Source organism: Mesorhizobium sp. M0698, assembly GCF_040320455.1.
Classification (GTDB): domain Bacteria; phylum Pseudomonadota; class Alphaproteobacteria; order Rhizobiales; family Rhizobiaceae; genus Mesorhizobium.
This window is the reverse complement of sequence record NZ_JAMYPQ010000001.1, coordinates 777930-793144: the sequence shown is the minus strand read 5'-3', so window position 1 is coordinate 793144 and position 15215 is coordinate 777930. Positions and strand designations below refer to the sequence as shown.

Sequence of the window (15215 nt, the reverse complement as noted above, 5' to 3'; positions counted from 1 at the left end):
AGAGACTGCCGGGCTGCCGCGAAAAATCACATTCCATTTCGTCCGGCATCAGCCGGACTATCCTGCACAGATGCACCATGACAGGGCGCACTTGCAATCCGGTTACTGCAATTGCTCAGTTTCTCCGCTTATGTATCCTATCTCGGCTCAACGGCTCCAGAAATCAGTCAAAGACATGATGCGGCTATGAACGAACGAATTGACACGGTGACGCTTTGGCGTCCGGTTGGGCCCCGCGAACTGGAGTTGATCCAGGGGGCAGGGATGCGCGCCTTTCCTCCTCGACTTGCCGATCAGCCGATCTTCTATCCGGTCACCAGCGAGGCCTATGCCACCCAGATCGCCCGAGACTGGAATGTGCCCGCGAGCGGATCAGGTTTCGTGACGCGTTTCGAGGTGCGTCGTAGCTTTCTGGACCGTTACAGCGTCCAGCATGCCGGCAGCCGGGCGCATCTGGAATACTGGATCCCGGCCGAAGACCTGTCGGCCTTCAACGATGCAATCGTCGGCGAAATCCAGCTTGTCGCCGAGTTCCGCTAGTCTACCCTTTTTTGCGGGCCGCCGCGGCCTGAGAAAAACGCTCTCGCAACTCCTTGCCCTTGCCGGATAGAGTCCGCTGGCGGGCGCGGCCGAAGGCCAGCGCATCGTCGGGTACGCTTTCGGTGATGACGCTGCCCGAGGCGATGTAGCCGCCCTTGCCGATCGACACCGGCGCCACCAGCGAGGAGTTCGAGCCTATGAAGGCGCCCTCGCCGATATCGGTGAAGAATTTCGAATAGCCGTCATAATTGCAGGTGATGGTGCCGGCGCCGATATTGGCACCGGCGCCGATGCGGGCATCGCCGATATAGGTCAGATGGTTGACCTTCGCGCCCTCCTCGACGATCGCCTGCTTGACCTCGCAGAAATTGCCGACCTTGGCCTTGTTTCTCAGATCGGCCCCGGGCCGCAGCCGCGCGAACGGCCCGACATCGCAATTCGACGCGATGGTGGCGCCTTCGATATGGCTGAAGGCATGGATCTTGGCGCCCGTGGCGATTTTCACGCGCGGTCCGAACCAGACATTGGGCTCGACGATCGTGTCGGCACCGATCTCGGTATCGTGCGAGAAGAACACGGTTTCGGGCGCGATCAGCGTAACGCCAGAAAGCATCGCCTCGCGCCGGCGGCGCTGCTGCCAGATATCTTCCGCCTGGGCAAGCTCGGCACGGTTGTTGATGCCGAGCGCGTTCTCGAAACTGGCTTCGGTGGCTACGACATCAAGTCCCTGCGCAGCGGCGATCTCGACGATGTCGGTGAGATAATACTCGCCCTTGGCGTTCTTGCTGCCGACTTGATCGAGCAGCTTCAGCGCGTGCCTGCCGGCGACCGCCATCAGCCCGCCATTGCAGAAGGTGATTTTCTTCTCCTCGTCCGAGCAGTCCTTCTCCTCGCGGATGGCCACGAGCTTGCCGGCCTTTTCGATAAGCCGGCCGTAGCCCGAAGGATTTTCCGTACGGAAGCCGACCACGACGACGGCCGCACCTTCCGCCAGCTTCAGCCGCGCCGCCGCGAGCGCTTCCGGATCGATCAACGGCGTGTCGCCAAACATCACCAAGATGTCGTCATAACCTTTTGATATTGCTGCGCGTGCGGCAAGCACGGCGTGCGCGGTGCCGAGACGTTTTTCCTGAACGAAAGCCTCGGCCTTCGGCGCAAACTTGAGTGCGGCCTTGCGCATCTCATCGGCGCCATGGCCGATCACCAGCGCCAACTCGCCGCTGCCGGCGGCTTCGGCCGCCTTGACGACATGGGCAACCATCGGCAGGCCGGCGATTGTGTGCAGCACTTTCGGCACTGCACTCTTCATGCGCGTGCCTTCGCCGGCGGCGAGGATGATGGACAGGCAGGATCTCTGGCTCATGGGGACAGCAACCGTTGAAAGGGGTCTGGAATCGAAGCGTTAGTAGCACCGGCGCCATGCTGCACCAATGCGGTTAAATTCCGGTGAGACGGTGGAACCTCCAACCCGCGACACGCTCAAGCCGATCGGCTCAGGCGGCTTCCGCCTCGTTGCGTGATGCGAAACTGGAGGCTCGGCCACGGCCGTATTGCCGTGGCGAACAGTTCATGACTCGCTTGAAGGCTGTGCTGAAGGCGCTTTCGGATTCGTAGCCGAGCGAAAGCGCTATGACGGCGACGGGATCGCTGGAATTCGTCAGCCGGTCGCCGGCCAGCAGCATTCGCCAGCGCGTCAAATAGTCCATCGGCGACGCGCCAACCGTCTCCTTGAATCTGAGCGCAAAGGTCGATCGCGACATGCCGGCCCGTTCCGCCAGTTCCTGTAACGTCCAGCCATGCGCCGGATCGTCATGCATGGCGCTGATCGCCGCGCCGATCTGTTTGTCCGCGAGGGCAAAGAGCCAGCCGATGCCGCCTTTCAATCCTTCCGAAAGATGCAGCCGCAGCGCCTGAACCAGCATCATGTGGGCGAGGTGCTGGATCACCAGAAAGCCGCCCGGCTGTGACTCGCGCAGCTCCTGCATCATCCGCTCCACCGACCAGCGCAGCGCCGACTGGTCCGACTCTTTGCGGATATGCACAATGGCTGGCAGCATCCGCAACAGGATGCCGGCATGATTGCCGCCAAGCGCGAAGCGGCTGCTGACCAGAAAGAAATCACCGCCGCCATTGTGGGTCACGACACCGCCGGCCCGCGCTGGCGGAAAAATCTTGACGGCTTCAACAGGCGACAAGCTCATGTCGCTTGCAAGGCGGAAAGGCCGTCCACTCGGCAGCAGGAAGCAGTCGCCCGTCTCAAGGCGCACTGCGTCGGCAACGCCCTCCACTAATAGCCAGCACCGGCCGGAGATCACCGCTCCGGTCTTGATGCTTTGCTGCTGGTCGGGGAACTGGATCGACCATTCACCACCAGCATCGAAACCGGCCGACATATAGTTTCGCGGCTTCAGCAGCGAGAGCACATCTGAAAGGGGATCCACAGGTCATTCCGGACGATTGCGAAGATAATACGGACTTTGCCGCATAGATCGTATTTTCTCAAGCGCCTATCACGACACAACTGAGCCGCGAAAATGGTCGTGGTCAGAAACGAACAAGGAGAAGTCGTGATGCGTGTTTTCGTTACCGGAGCGACCGGATTCGTCGGTTCTGCCGTCGTTCAAGAACTCATCGGCGCCGGCCATCAGGTGCTCGGCCTCGCCCGCTCGGCGGCGTCGGCCAAGTCGCTTGCAGCCACCGGAGCCGAGGTGCATCGAGGTGACCTCGAAGACCTCGAAAGCCTCAGCAGGGGCGCAGCGGCAGCTGATGGAGTGATCCATACCGGCTTCAACCACGACTTCTCGAAATTCGCGCAAAATTGCGAGATGGACCGGCGCGCCATCGAGGCCTTGGGCGGTGCACTCGAAGGCTCCGAGCGGCCCCTGCTCGTCACCTCCGGAACCGCGCTCCAGGCGCGGGGCCGTATCGCGACCGAGGAAGATGCGCCTGTCCCCTCTTCCGCTTCGTATCCCCGCGCCTCCGAAGCGACAGCCGCCGCGCTGGCGGCACGCGGCGTGCGCGCGTCGGTTGTGCGCCTTCCTCCGTCGGTCCATGGCCAAGGCGACCACGCCTTCGTTCCTATTCTCATCGACCTCGCTCGCAAGAAGGGCGTGTCGGCCTATATCGGCGAAGGGCTCAATCGCTGGCCTGCCGTGCATCGGTTCGATGCCGCCCGCGTTTACCGGCTTGCGCTCGAGCATGGAGCCGATGGCGGGCGATATCACGCGATCGCCGAAGAAGGCGTGCCGTTCAAGGACATCGCCGGCGTGATCGGCCGGCGCCTGAACGTGCCGGTCGTCGCCAAGTCCGCGGAAGAAGCCGCCGATCATTTTGGCTGGTTCGCGATGTTCGCGGCGATGGATGTCCCGACCTCGAGCGAGCGGACTCGCGCGCTGCTGGGGTGGGCGCCGAGCGGACCCGGGCTCATCGCCGATATCGACCAGCCGGGCTATTTCGAAGGTGAATGGACCGCGTAGCTGCGGTGCCTTGCGCCGCAGCTACGGCCTCGCGCTTCGGCCGGGCGGCAAACCTATCCCAATTGCCCCAGCACCGGAAAATTCTCGAGCAACCAATAGGACACCGCCTGCACGCCGCCGGTCAGGAAAAACACGCCGGCGACCACCAGCAACGCGCCGATGGCCTTTTCGACGCGGCCGAGATGGACGCGGAATTTCCCGAGAAAGCGCATGAAGGCGCCTGAAAACAGCGCCGCAACGAGGAAGGGAATACCGAGGCCGAGCGAATAGGCGGCAAGCAGCAGCGCGCCCTCGCCCACCGTCTCGCGGCCGCCGGCAAGCGTCAGGATCGGCCCCAGCACCGGACCGATGCAGGGCGTCCAGCCAAAGGCAAAGGCCAATCCCATGACATAAGCGGCGATCAGGCTGGCCGGCTTGCCTTGTGACTGGAAGCGCGCCTCGCGTGAAAGCAAAGGGATGCGCAGTACGCCGAGGAAATTCAGCCCCATCAGGATGATCAGCACGCCGGCCGCCATTGCCAGCGGCTCCTGCCAGACTCGCAGCAGATGGCCGATGGTCGAGGCGCCGGCGCCGAGCGCGACGAAGACGGTCGAGAAGCCGAGCACGAAGGCGATGGAGGAATTAACCAGCGCGCCTCGCGCACCGGCCTTTGCCGTAATGCCGGCCTCGCCGCGGAAATCGTCGACCGACACGCCGGCCATATAGCACAGGTACGGTGGCACCAGCGGCAGCACGCAAGGCGACAGGAACGAAATCGCTCCCGCCCCGATCGCACTGACATAGCCGACGTCCAATGCCATTTCCGTCTCCCGATGACTGCGCAGCCATATAGCCGCGACAACAGCCGTCCGCCAATCACCATCGCGTGGCCCCATCACATTGGGTAGCAAGTCGACGCCCGCCCGGGAAGAAAGGGCAGCCAGGCAGCGTTGATCATACGAAGCTGCGTTGTTCCGCGCGCTTTTCGAATGATCCAGGGAGAAATCCATGAAAACGATCGCAACTGGCATGGCCGCGCTTTTGCTCGGCACTGCCGCATCCTTCGCCGCCGAGGCGTGGAAGGAAGCGGAGGTCGGCGGCACCAAGATCTACACCGACGCCAGCGGCATGACGCTCTACACCTACGACAAGGACGAGGCGGGCAAGTCGAACTGCTACGACAAATGCGCCGCCAATTGGCCGCCGCTGAAGGCTGACGCCAACGCCAAGGCCGAGGGCGAGTGGACGATCGTCGACCGCACCGACGGCACCAGGATGTGGGCCTACGAAGGTAAGCCGCTCTACACGTTCATCAAGGACAAGAAGGCCGGCGACGTGACCGGCGAGGGTGTCGGCGGCGTCTGGCATATCGCCAAGGCCGACTAGGCCTTGAGCTTCTGATCGGCTGTAACCGGCGGTAACACGGCTGGTCGCTGGGAACTCGACCCAACCGCCCCGGCGGCCAGCTTTTCAGCACGGTACTTCCTTGCGACTGTCCGAGCAAAATGCCGGGCTACCGATTGCGCGCTTCACAGCATCTGTTCAAGCAGGGCTGGCGCGTGCTCGATGTTTCTCTTATATCCGCGGGAGAGTTTGTCCCGTTCTCCAGGATCAATTGCCGGGCTTGTCCAGTGATAGGCTGGCCATTTCCCTTATCCAGGATTGCGGAAAATCGCATGGCGCGCCGCTGGGTTGCGCATTCGGTACAGGGCCGCATTTTGACTGCTTGGCCTTGACCGGATGCAAAAGCGCGGCCATGTGAGCGACACATTGAACGAGATTTCGTCGCGCGCAGCGGAATTCTTCTGCCGCATCACAACTGATATGAGACCGTATGGACGTCGTCGTCGTCGAATCGCCGGCCAAGGCGAAGACAATCAACAAATACCTCGGCAAGAACTACAAGGTTCTGGCCTCGTTCGGCCATGTCCGCGATCTGCCGGCCAAGGATGGCTCGGTGCGTCCGGATGAGGACTTTGCCATGTCCTGGGCCGTCGACACCGCGTCTGGAAAGCGTCTCGCCGATATTGCCAAGGCGGTCAAGGACGCCGACGGGCTGATCCTCGCCACCGATCCGGACCGCGAGGGCGAAGCGATCTCCTGGCATGTCCTGGAAGTGCTGAAGCAAAAGCGCGCGTTGAAGGACAAGCCGGTCAGCCGCGTCGTCTTCAACGCCATCACCAAGGCGTCCGTGCTGGAGGCGATGGCCAATCCGCGCCAGATCGACGCGCCGCTGGTCGATGCCTATCTCGCCCGCCGCGCGCTCGACTATCTCGTCGGCTTCACGCTGTCGCCCGTGCTGTGGCGCAAGCTGCCCGGCGCCCGCTCCGCCGGCCGCGTCCAGTCGGTGGCGCTGCGTCTGGTCTGCGACCGCGAATCCGAGATCGAGCGCTTCATCCGCGAGGAATACTGGCAGGTCGCCGCCATTCTCGGTACGCCGCGCAAGGAAAATTTCGAGGCGCGGCTGACCGCCTTCGAGCGCAAGAAGCTGCAAAAGCTCGACATTTCCAACAAGGCGCAGGCCGACGACATCAAAGCGATGCTCGAAGGCGCCAGCTTCAAGGCGGCGTCTGTCGAAGCGAAGCCGACCAAGCGCAATCCCGGGCCGCCCTTCACCACCTCGACGCTGCAGCAGGCAGCCTCATCGGGTCTCGGCTTTTCGGCCAACCGCACCATGCAGGTGGCGCAGCGGCTCTATGAGGGCATGGAGATCGGCGGTGAGACCACCGGCCTGATCACCTATATGCGGACCGATGGCGTGCAGATGGCACCGGAGGCGATCTCTGCCGCACGCGATGCGATTGCCAAGGAATTCGGCCCTAAATACCTGCCTGAAAAGCCGCGCTACTATTCCGCCAAGGCCAAGAATGCCCAGGAGGCGCACGAAGCGATCCGTCCGACCGATTTCATGCGCACGCCGGCTTCCGTCAAGCAGTATCTCGACGCCGACCAGGCGCGGCTTTACGAGATGATCTGGAAACGCGCCATCGCCAGCCAGATGCAGCCGGCCGAGATAGAGCGCACCACGGTCGAGATAGAGGCAGTCAATGGCCCGCGCACCGCCGAGCTTCGCGCTGTAGGCTCGGTTGTTCGCTTCGACGGCTTCCTTGCCGCTTACATCGAGCAGAAGGAAGAAGATTCGGAAGACGAGGAAAGCCGCCGCCTGCCCGAGATCCGTGCCGGCGAGCAGCTCACACGCGAGGCGATCAACGCCACCCAGCACACCACCGAGCCGCCGCCGCGTTATTCGGAAGCTTCGCTGATCAAGAAGCTGGAAGAGTTGGGCATCGGCCGGCCGTCGACTTATACGGCGATCCTGAAGACGCTCGAGGATCGTGACTATGTCACCATCGACAAGCGCAAGCTGGTGCCGCAGGCAAAGGGCCGGCTCTTGTCGGCCTTCCTCGAAAGCTTCTTCGAGCGTTATGTCGAGTACGACTTCACCGCTTCGCTGGAGGAAAAGCTCGACGAGATTTCCGACGGCAAGCTCGCATGGAAGGACGTGCTGCGCGATTTCTGGAAGGATTTTTCCGGCGCCGTCGCCGACATCAAGGAGTTGCGCGTCACCGACGTCCTCGATGCATTGAACGAGGAACTGGCGCCGCTGGTCTTTCCCGCGCGGGAAGACGGTTCGAACCCGCGCATCTGTCCGAAATGCGGCACCGGCAACCTGTCGCTGAAGCTCGGCAAGTTCGGCGCCTTCGTTGGCTGTTCGAACTATCCCGAATGCTCCTTCACCCGCCAGCTCGGCGACGCCGCCAATCCCAATGGCGAGAACGGCGGTGGCGAAGACGGCACCAAAGTGCTCGGCAAGGACCCCTATACCGCCGAGGAGATCACGCTGCGCAATGGCCGGTTCGGCCCCTATATCCAGCGCGGCGACGGCAAGGATGCCAAGCGCTCCAGCCTGCCCAAGGGCTGGACTGTCGATTCGATCGATCACGAAAAGGCACTCGCCCTTTTGTCGCTGCCGCGCGACGTCGGCAAGCATCCGGAATCCGGCAAGATGATTTCGGCCGGGCTGGGGCGCTACGGGCCGTTCGTGCTGCATGACGGCACCTACGCCAATCTCGACAGCATCGAGGACGTGTTCTCGATCGGCCTCAATCGCGCCGTCTCCGTGATCGCCGAGAAGCAATTGAAGGGCAAAGGCGGCCGCAATGGCGGCACAGCCGCTGCGCTCAAGGAACTTGGCGAGCATCCTGCCGGCGGCGGCAAGATCGTCGTGCGCGACGGCAAATACGGGCCTTATGTGAATTTCGGCAAGGTCAATGCGACGCTGCCGAAGGGCAAGGATCCGCAATCGGTGACGATCGAGGATGCGGTGGCGCTCATTGCGGAAAAGGAAGCCAAGGGCGGCAATGGCGCCAGGAAGCCCTTCCGCAAAGCGGCCGCGCCTGCGAAGAAATCGGCTGCGGCTAAAAAACCGGCGACCAGGAAAAAGGGATAGGACGGGTTGGCGCGCAAAGTCTCCGGAAGAAGCCACGGCGATCTGCGCACCGCCGATACCCGTGCCAAGGTCAGGGACAATTACCGGCCTTCACGCGAAGAGATACTGCGTTACATCGCCGAAAATCCGGACCGCGCCGGAAAACGCGACATCGCCAAGGCGTTTGCGCTGCGCGGCGAAGACCGCATCTGGCTGAAGGACGTCTTGCGCGACCTGCAGGATGAAGGCCTGCTGACCAAGGAGCGCAAGCGGCTTGCCCGTGTCGGCGCCCTGCCCCACGTCGCGGTGCTCGACATCTTCGGCCGTGACGCCGACGGTGTGCTGCTGGCGCACCCGACCGAAGCGATTGGCAATGGCGAACCTCCGGTCATAGCGATCCGCGTGTCGCGCGGCGGCAATGGGCCGACGCCTGGTATCGGCGACCGCGTGCTGGCCAAGACCTTTCCGACCGACGATCCGGCAGGCCCCGCCTATACCGGCCGGGTTATGAAGATATTCGAGAAGCGCACCGATGCGGTTCTCGGCGTTTTCCGTGTGCTGAAGGACGGCACGTTCCGCATCGAGCCGGTGGAAAGGCGTCAGCCGGAGCTGGTCGTCGACAAGGAATTCCAGAACGGCGCCAAGAACGGCGACCTGGTCGAGGTCGAGCCGGCGCGGGCCTCGCGCTACGGGCTGCCGCGAGCCAAGGTTCTGGCGGTGTTGGGGTCGCTGACCAGCGAAAAGGCGGTCTCGATGATCGCCATCCATGCACACGACATTCCACATATTTTTCCCACCGACGTCATCGCCGAGGCGGAGGCAGTCAAGGCGGCGACGCTTGCCGGACGCGAGGATTGGCGCGAGCTGCCGCTGCTCACCATCGATCCGGCCGACGCCAAGGATCATGACGACGCGGTGTTCGCCATGCCCGACACCGACGAGAAGAACGCCGGCGGCGTGGTTGTCACCGTCGCCATTGCCGATGTCGCTGCATACGTGCGCTATGCCACGGCGCTCGATCGCGAAGCGCTGAAGCGCGGCAATTCGGTCTATTTTCCCGACCGCGTCGTACCGATGCTGCCGGAGCGCATCTCGAACGACCTCTGTTCACTGCGCGAGGGCCAGGATCGTCCGGCGATAGCGGTGCGTATGACTTTCTCGGCCGATGGCCACAAACTCAGACACTCCTTCCATCGCGTCATGATGAAGTCGGCGGCGAAACTCGCCTATCAGCAGGCGCAAGCGGCGATCGACGGCGCACCGGACGACACGACCGGCCCGATCCTCGATACGGTGCTGAAGCCGCTATGGGACGCCTACACGATCCTGAAGCGCGGCCGCGACACGCGCCAGCCGCTTGAGCTCGATCTGCCCGAGCGCAAGATCCTGCTCAAGCAGGACGGCACCGTCGACAAGGTCGTCGTGCCGGAGCGGCTCGACGCGCACAAGCTGATCGAAGAGTTCATGATCCAGGCCAATGTCGCCGCCGCCGAGACACTCGAGGCGAAGCGCCAGGCGCTGGTCTACCGCATCCACGATGCGCCCTCGCTCGCCAAGCAGGAATCGTTGCGTGAATTCCTGCAGACGCTCGGCCTGTCGCTGGCGCGCGGCGCGCAAATGCGGCCGAACCAGTTCAACGGCATCCTCGCTCGCGTGCGCGGCGCCGACAATGAGGGGCTCGTCAACGAAGTGGTGCTGCGCTCGCAGAGCCAGGCCGAATATTCGCCCGCCAATATCGGCCATTTCGGCCTCAACCTGAAGCGCTACGCGCATTTCACCTCGCCGATCCGCAGATATGCCGATCTGATCGTGCATCGCGGGCTGATTGCCGCACTCGGCCTTGGTCCGGGGGGCCTGACGCAGGACGAGGCGGAGCGGCTGGAAGAGGTCTCGGCGCTGATTTCGGCGACCGAGCGGCGCGCGATGGCCGCCGAGCGCGACACGGTCGACCGGCTGATCGCTGCCTATCTCGCCGAGCGCATCGACGACCGTTTCGACGCCCGCATCTCGGGCGTCACCAAATCGGGCCTGTTTGTCCAATTGCCGCAGTATGGCGCGGATGGCTTCATTCCGGTTTCAACCCTGGGCGGCGACTACTATATATACGACGAAACTGCTCGATCGCTTTTCGGAGAACGCACCGGCAAGGGCTATCAGCTTGCTGATCGCGTCGAGGTTCGCCTGATCGAGGTGGCGCCGATGGCCGGCGCGATGCGTTTCGAGATGCTGACCGAGCCAAAGCCGCTGCCCGGCTCCAAACGGTCGTTCCACAAGGCCAAAGGCCGCGCCCGGGCGTCGCAATCGCGTCCAGGCTCGCGCGGCAGGAGACGGTAATGCCAACAGAACTGCAGGTGGAAGAACGGATTTTCGGCGGCGAACATCACTCGGGCCGGACCGCCCGGCCGCTATGGACGGCAATGAAGCGCGGCATGCTCGGCCGCTGCCCGCATTGCGGCGAGGGCAAGCTGTTTCGCGCCTTCGTCAAAACCGTCGACAAATGCGATCATTGCGGCGAGGAACTTCACCACCATCGCGCCGACGACCTGCCGGCCTATCTTGTGGTGGTCATTGTCGGCCACATCGTGCTCGGCGCCTTCATGGGTGTCGAGGCAACCTCGACGCTGTCGACCTGGCAGCACATCGCCATCTGGGTGCCATTGACCATCATTCTCGCCGTCGTCCTGCTGCAGCCGGTCAAGGGCGCTGTCATCGGCCTGCAATGGGCGTTTTATATGCACGGCTTTGGCGGTGAAGAAGATCTGATCGAGTCGCATCCCGAGGCTTGAAACCGAGGCTGGCGCAATCGGCATGGCTGGACGCCACTTTCGCATCGGAGAAGATTCCGCTAGGTCGAGCGCATGGACGTTATGACCAAGGCGGAAGTCGACAAGGTTGAGCGGAACGCGCTCGAGGCCAAGCCTATACGCCCGCGCGACGCCGCGACGCTGATCCTGCTCGATCGCAAAGGCGACGAATTCCTGGTGCTGATGGGCCGGCGCCACGCCCGTCATGCCTTCATGCCGGGAAAATTCGTGTTTCCTGGCGGCCGCACAGATCCGGCCGACAGCCGCATCCCGATAGCCACCGCACTTCATCCCGAGGAAGAAGCGAGATTGACCGCTGGCATCGGTCGCACCAGCCCGGCTCGCGCCCGCGCCATTGCCTTGTCGGCAATCCGCGAAACCTATGAGGAGGCCGGCCTGCTGATCGGTCAAAAAGGCGTGTTCGCAACCGCCAGGCGCGACTGGCAGGGCTTTGTCGAACACGGCGTCATCCCATCACTGCAAGCGCTGCGCTTCGTCGCACGCGCCATCACCCCGCCCAACCGGGTGCGCCGCTTCGATACGCGCTTTCTCGCCGCATGGCGCGACGATGTCGCCGTGCAACTGCCGGATGGCGGTCCGACCGACGAGTTGGAAGACGTCGTTTGGCTGCCGCTGGCCAAGGCCCGGCAAGCCGATATTCCAGACATCACGCGCACGGTCCTGGAGGAGCTGGAAACCCGGCTCGTCCGGGATCCGCTGCTGAGCCCCGGCGGTCCCGTGCCGTTCTACCGGCTTGTCCGCAATCGCTTCGTCCGCGAAATTCTCTAGAGCAGCCAGGCATTCCATGACAGTCGATATCCAGCCGCAGGGCAAGGAACGCGTACACTGGCTGCCGATGGTCGCGGCGATCTCGTCGATCAGCGTCGTCGGCATTGCCATCGGCCTTGGCATGCCGCTGCTCAGCGTGATCCTGGAAACGCGTGGCCATTCCGCGTCGATGATCGGTCTCAACACCGCGGTCGCCGGCCTCGCCTCTATCGCCGGCGCGCCGCTCGCCACCCCGCTCGCCATGCGGTTCGGGGTCGCCTGGACGATGCTTGCCATGATCGCCGCCGGGGCGCTGGCCTTTGTCGGTTTCCATTTCGCGCCAGCTTTCTGGATGTGGTTTCCGCTGCGCGTGCTGCTGCATATCGCGCTGACGGTGCTGTTCATCCTGTCGGAATTCTGGATCAGCACCTCGGCGCCGCCACACCGGCGCGGACTGGTCCTCGGCATCTATGCCACCGTGCTGTCTCTCGGCTTTGCCGCCGGGCCTTGGCTGTTCGCCCATCTCGGCAGCAGTGGCTTCCTGCCCTTCGGCGTTACCATCGCCTTGGTTACGCTCGCTGCCATACCGGTCCTGGCGGCACGCAACGAGAGCCCGACGATCGTCTCGGACGGCGAAACCAGCAATTTCCTGCGTTACATCTGGCTGGTGCCGACGGCAACCGCCGCCGTGCTGGTGTTCGGCGCGGTCGAGACCGGCGGCTTTGCACTGTTCCCGGTCTACGGTAGCCGCATCGGCTACTCAGAGGCGGACGCCGCCCTTTTGCTCACCATGATCGGGCTTGGCAATGTGCTGTTGCAGATCCCGATCGGCATGATCAGCGACCGCGTCAGCGACCGCCGCTATCTGCTGATGGCCTGTGCCACTGTCGGGCTTGCCGGCACGGTCTTCATGCCGTTCTTCGCGCATAACTGGCATTTGATGGCAGCGCTTCTGTTCATCTGGGGCGGTGTGGTCGCCGCTATGTATACAATCGGTCTTGCTCACCTCGGCTCCCAGCTTTCCGGCCACGAACTGGCCTCCGCCAACGCCGCCTTCGTTCTCTGCTACGGCGTCGGCATGGTGCTTGGCCCGCAGGCAATCGGCATCGGCATGGACGCTTTCGGGCCGTCGGGCTTCGGTTGGGCGCTCGGCCTGTTCTTCGCCTGCTATATCGTGCTGGTCGGCACCAGGCTGCTCCGCAAAATCCTCTGAGTCGGCCCAGCTGCCGACATCGCTCCCACTGCTGACCAACTACTGACACAACCATGTCAGGAGGGCTCGAGTATATGCTCCCCCAAAGTGCATAAGCAGGGAGACCTCGGATGATCGATAGTGGCTTTGAAACGAAATCGCTGCGGATGGAATTGCTGCTGCTGGTGACCTTTCAGGCACCGGCAGCTGATGTCGACCGCATCATGGAGGCGGTGGTCGCGATCGCACCGCTCAGAATGGGCAAATATGACAGCAATGCCTTTCAGTCGGCGGACGGCATCGAACGTTACCGGCCGCTTGAAGGTGCCGCCGCCGGCGCCGAGACGGAATTGCGCAGGCGGTCGGGCACTGTCGAGGTGTCGTTCGAACTGCCCGATGACCAGAAGCTCGCCGCACGCGTCGTCGAGGCGATTTATCAGGTTCACAGCTATCAGGAACCGGTGATCCGCATTCAGCCACTGCTTGCCAGCCGCTCCAAGGGTCTCGACGACCGCGCCAACCCGAACCGCTGGTGGAACACGACGGGAGACTGGAAGAAGGCGTTGCCAGTCAGGGAAGACGCATAAACCTGGACAAGGGTGAATGTGGACAAGGGTTGACTTTCCGGGCGCGTTCTTTATGTGTCGCGGCAAGTTTCCCGCGTCCGGGTGTTTCCCGTGCTCCAGCGGCCAAAACTCCACGAACATTAACGGACGAACATCATGGCCAAAGCCGCAAACATCAAGATCAAGCTTCTGTCGACCGCCGACACCGGTTTCTTCTACGTGACCAGCAAGAACAGCCGCACCAAGACGGACAAGCTGTCGTTCCGCAAATACGACCCGGTCGCCAAGAAGCACGTCGAATTCAAGGAAACCAAGATCAAGTAATCGGGTTTTCTCTCGCAGTACCGAAACGCCGCCTTCCGGGCGGCGTTTTTCATTTCGGGATGCAGGATTAGCCGATGCGATCGCCGCTTGCCGGATCGAACAGATGGAGCGATGCCGGATCAGCCGACAGGCGCACGGCCTCACCCGGCTTCACGCTGGCCCGGCCCATGGCAAACACGCAGACCTGCTGGCCGGCAAGCCTGGCATAGAACTGGGTGGACAGGCCGAGCGGCTCCACGACACCCACCTCGCCCTTCAGCGCGCCATTGTCGGCGAGCCAGATATGCTCGGGCCGCAAGCCGACGGTGATCGCATCGCCATCCCTAAGCGGCAGGCTGTCCGGCAGCCTCAGCTTCTGGCCGTCGGCCAGGATGGCATCCGGCTTGGCGCCCTTTTCAACTACGGCAGGCAGAAAATTCATGCCGGGCGAGCCGATGAACCCGGCGACGAACATGTTGACCGGCCGGTCGTACAGATCGAGCGGCACACCGACCTGCTGGACGAGGCCGTCATGCATGACGACGATGCGGTCGGCCATTGTCATCGCTTCGGTCTGGTCGTGGGTGACATAGACCGAAGTGGTCTTCAATTGCTGGTGCAGCGCCTTGATCTCGGCACGCATGTGGACGCGCAGCTTGGCGTCGAGGTTCGAAAGCGGCTCGTCGAAGAGAAAGACCTTCGGGTCGCGCACGATGGCCCGTCCCATGGCGACGCGCTGGCGCTGGCCGCCGGACAATTGCCGCGGCAAGCGCTGCAGAAGCGCATCGAGCCCGAGCCGCTTGGCGGCACTGTCCACCCTTGCATCGATTGCCGGCTTGCCGGCCTTTCTCAGCATCAGGCTGAAGCCCATGTTCTTCGACACGTCCATGTGCGGATAGAGCGCGTAGGACTGGAATACCATGGCAATGTCGCGGTCCTTTGGCGCGATGTCGTTGACCAGGCGCTCGCCAATATGGATCTGCCCGTCGGAGACCTCCTCCAGCCCGGCGATCATGCGCAGCAGGGTCGATTTCCCGCAGCCGGACGGGCCGACCAGAACGACGAACTCGCCGTCGGCGATTTCGAGATCGACCGCGTGCAGAACGCGCACGGCTCCATAGTCTTTGCGGACTTTGTCGAGTGTAACGGAGGCCATCG

General features: G+C 63.0%; 14 protein-coding genes. 10 read left to right on the top strand and 4 right to left on the bottom strand.

The features are described from left to right. Positions 1-186: 186 nt before the first annotated feature. On the top strand, positions 187-540 hold the full coding sequence (locus NKI16_RS03910; protein WP_352622636.1) for an ADP-ribosylation/crystallin J1: 354 nt from the start codon (positions 187-189) through the stop codon (positions 538-540). 1 nt (position 541) lies between these two features. On the opposite strand, the gene glmU is transcribed toward NKI16_RS03910, so the two are convergent. Together glmU and NKI16_RS03900 are read right to left on the bottom strand one after the other, a co-directional pair. Then, positions 542-1903: a bifunctional UDP-N-acetylglucosamine diphosphorylase/glucosamine-1-phosphate N-acetyltransferase GlmU gene (gene glmU / locus NKI16_RS03905; RefSeq protein WP_352622638.1), complete on the bottom strand. Its 1362-nt coding sequence runs from the start codon at positions 1901-1903 to the stop codon at positions 542-544. A gap of 130 nt (positions 1904-2033) precedes the next feature. Continuing rightward, the gene (locus NKI16_RS03900) at positions 2034-2981 is read right to left on the bottom strand and encodes an AraC family transcriptional regulator (protein ID WP_352455653.1); all 948 of its coding nucleotides are present in this window, start codon (positions 2979-2981) and stop codon (positions 2034-2036) included. Positions 2982-3110: 129 nt separating this feature from the next. Between NKI16_RS03900 and NKI16_RS03895 the strand changes: the two genes are divergently transcribed. Further along, positions 3111-4016 (top strand): SDR family oxidoreductase, encoded by a 906-nt coding sequence (locus tag NKI16_RS03895; protein WP_023679971.1) that lies wholly within the window; start codon positions 3111-3113, stop codon positions 4014-4016. A gap of 53 nt (positions 4017-4069) precedes the next feature. Here the strand turns inward: NKI16_RS03895 and NKI16_RS03890 are convergent, their stop codons facing one another. Continuing rightward, positions 4070-4816 carry a cytochrome c biogenesis CcdA family protein gene (locus NKI16_RS03890; RefSeq protein WP_031212847.1) on the bottom strand — a complete coding sequence of 249 codons (747 nt, stop codon included), beginning with the start codon at positions 4814-4816 and terminating at the stop codon, positions 4070-4072. Between the two features lie 187 nt (positions 4817-5003). Here NKI16_RS03890 and NKI16_RS03885 point away from each other — a divergent pair, with 187 nt between their 5' ends. The 8 genes from NKI16_RS03885 (at position 5004) to rpmG (ending at position 14078) form a co-directional block, all read left to right on the top strand. Next, positions 5004-5381, top strand: coding sequence for a COG4315 family predicted lipoprotein (locus NKI16_RS03885; RefSeq protein WP_352568795.1), 378 nt, complete (start codon positions 5004-5006; stop codon positions 5379-5381). 448 nt (positions 5382-5829) lie between these two features. Then, positions 5830-8445 (top strand): type I DNA topoisomerase, encoded by a 2616-nt coding sequence (topA, locus tag NKI16_RS03880; protein ID WP_352622640.1) that lies wholly within the window; start codon positions 5830-5832, stop codon positions 8443-8445. 6 nt (positions 8446-8451) lie between these two features. Then, positions 8452-10758 (top strand): ribonuclease R, encoded by a 2307-nt coding sequence (rnr, locus tag NKI16_RS03875; protein WP_502897555.1) that lies wholly within the window; start codon positions 8452-8454, stop codon positions 10756-10758. Next, a complete protein-coding gene (locus tag NKI16_RS03870; protein WP_023679976.1) occupies positions 10758-11210 on the top strand; it encodes a DUF983 domain-containing protein in 453 nt (150 codons plus the stop codon). Before rnr ends, NKI16_RS03870 begins: the two co-directional genes overlap by 1 nt. A gap of 72 nt (positions 11211-11282) precedes the next feature. Further along, complete coding sequence (locus NKI16_RS03865) at positions 11283-12017, top strand: NUDIX hydrolase (protein ID WP_352622642.1); 735 nt, start codon at positions 11283-11285, stop codon at positions 12015-12017. A 16-nt stretch (positions 12018-12033) separates the two neighbouring features. Next, entirely contained in the window at positions 12034-13209 is a 1176-nt protein-coding gene (locus NKI16_RS03860; RefSeq protein ID WP_023679978.1) for an MFS transporter, read from the top strand. Between the two features lie 110 nt (positions 13210-13319). Continuing rightward, positions 13320-13775 carry a YqfO family protein gene (locus tag NKI16_RS03855; protein ID WP_352622644.1) on the top strand — a complete coding sequence of 152 codons (456 nt, stop codon included), beginning with the start codon at positions 13320-13322 and terminating at the stop codon, positions 13773-13775. Between the two features lie 135 nt (positions 13776-13910). After that, positions 13911-14078 (top strand): 50S ribosomal protein L33, encoded by a 168-nt coding sequence (gene rpmG, locus NKI16_RS03850; protein WP_006201775.1) that lies wholly within the window; start codon positions 13911-13913, stop codon positions 14076-14078. A 67-nt stretch (positions 14079-14145) separates the two neighbouring features. Here the strand turns inward: rpmG and NKI16_RS03845 are convergent, their stop codons facing one another. Continuing rightward, positions 14146-15213, bottom strand: a complete 1068-nt coding sequence (locus NKI16_RS03845) for an ABC transporter ATP-binding protein (RefSeq protein ID WP_352622646.1) — start codon at positions 15211-15213, stop codon at positions 14146-14148. Positions 15214-15215: the final 2 nt, after the last annotated feature.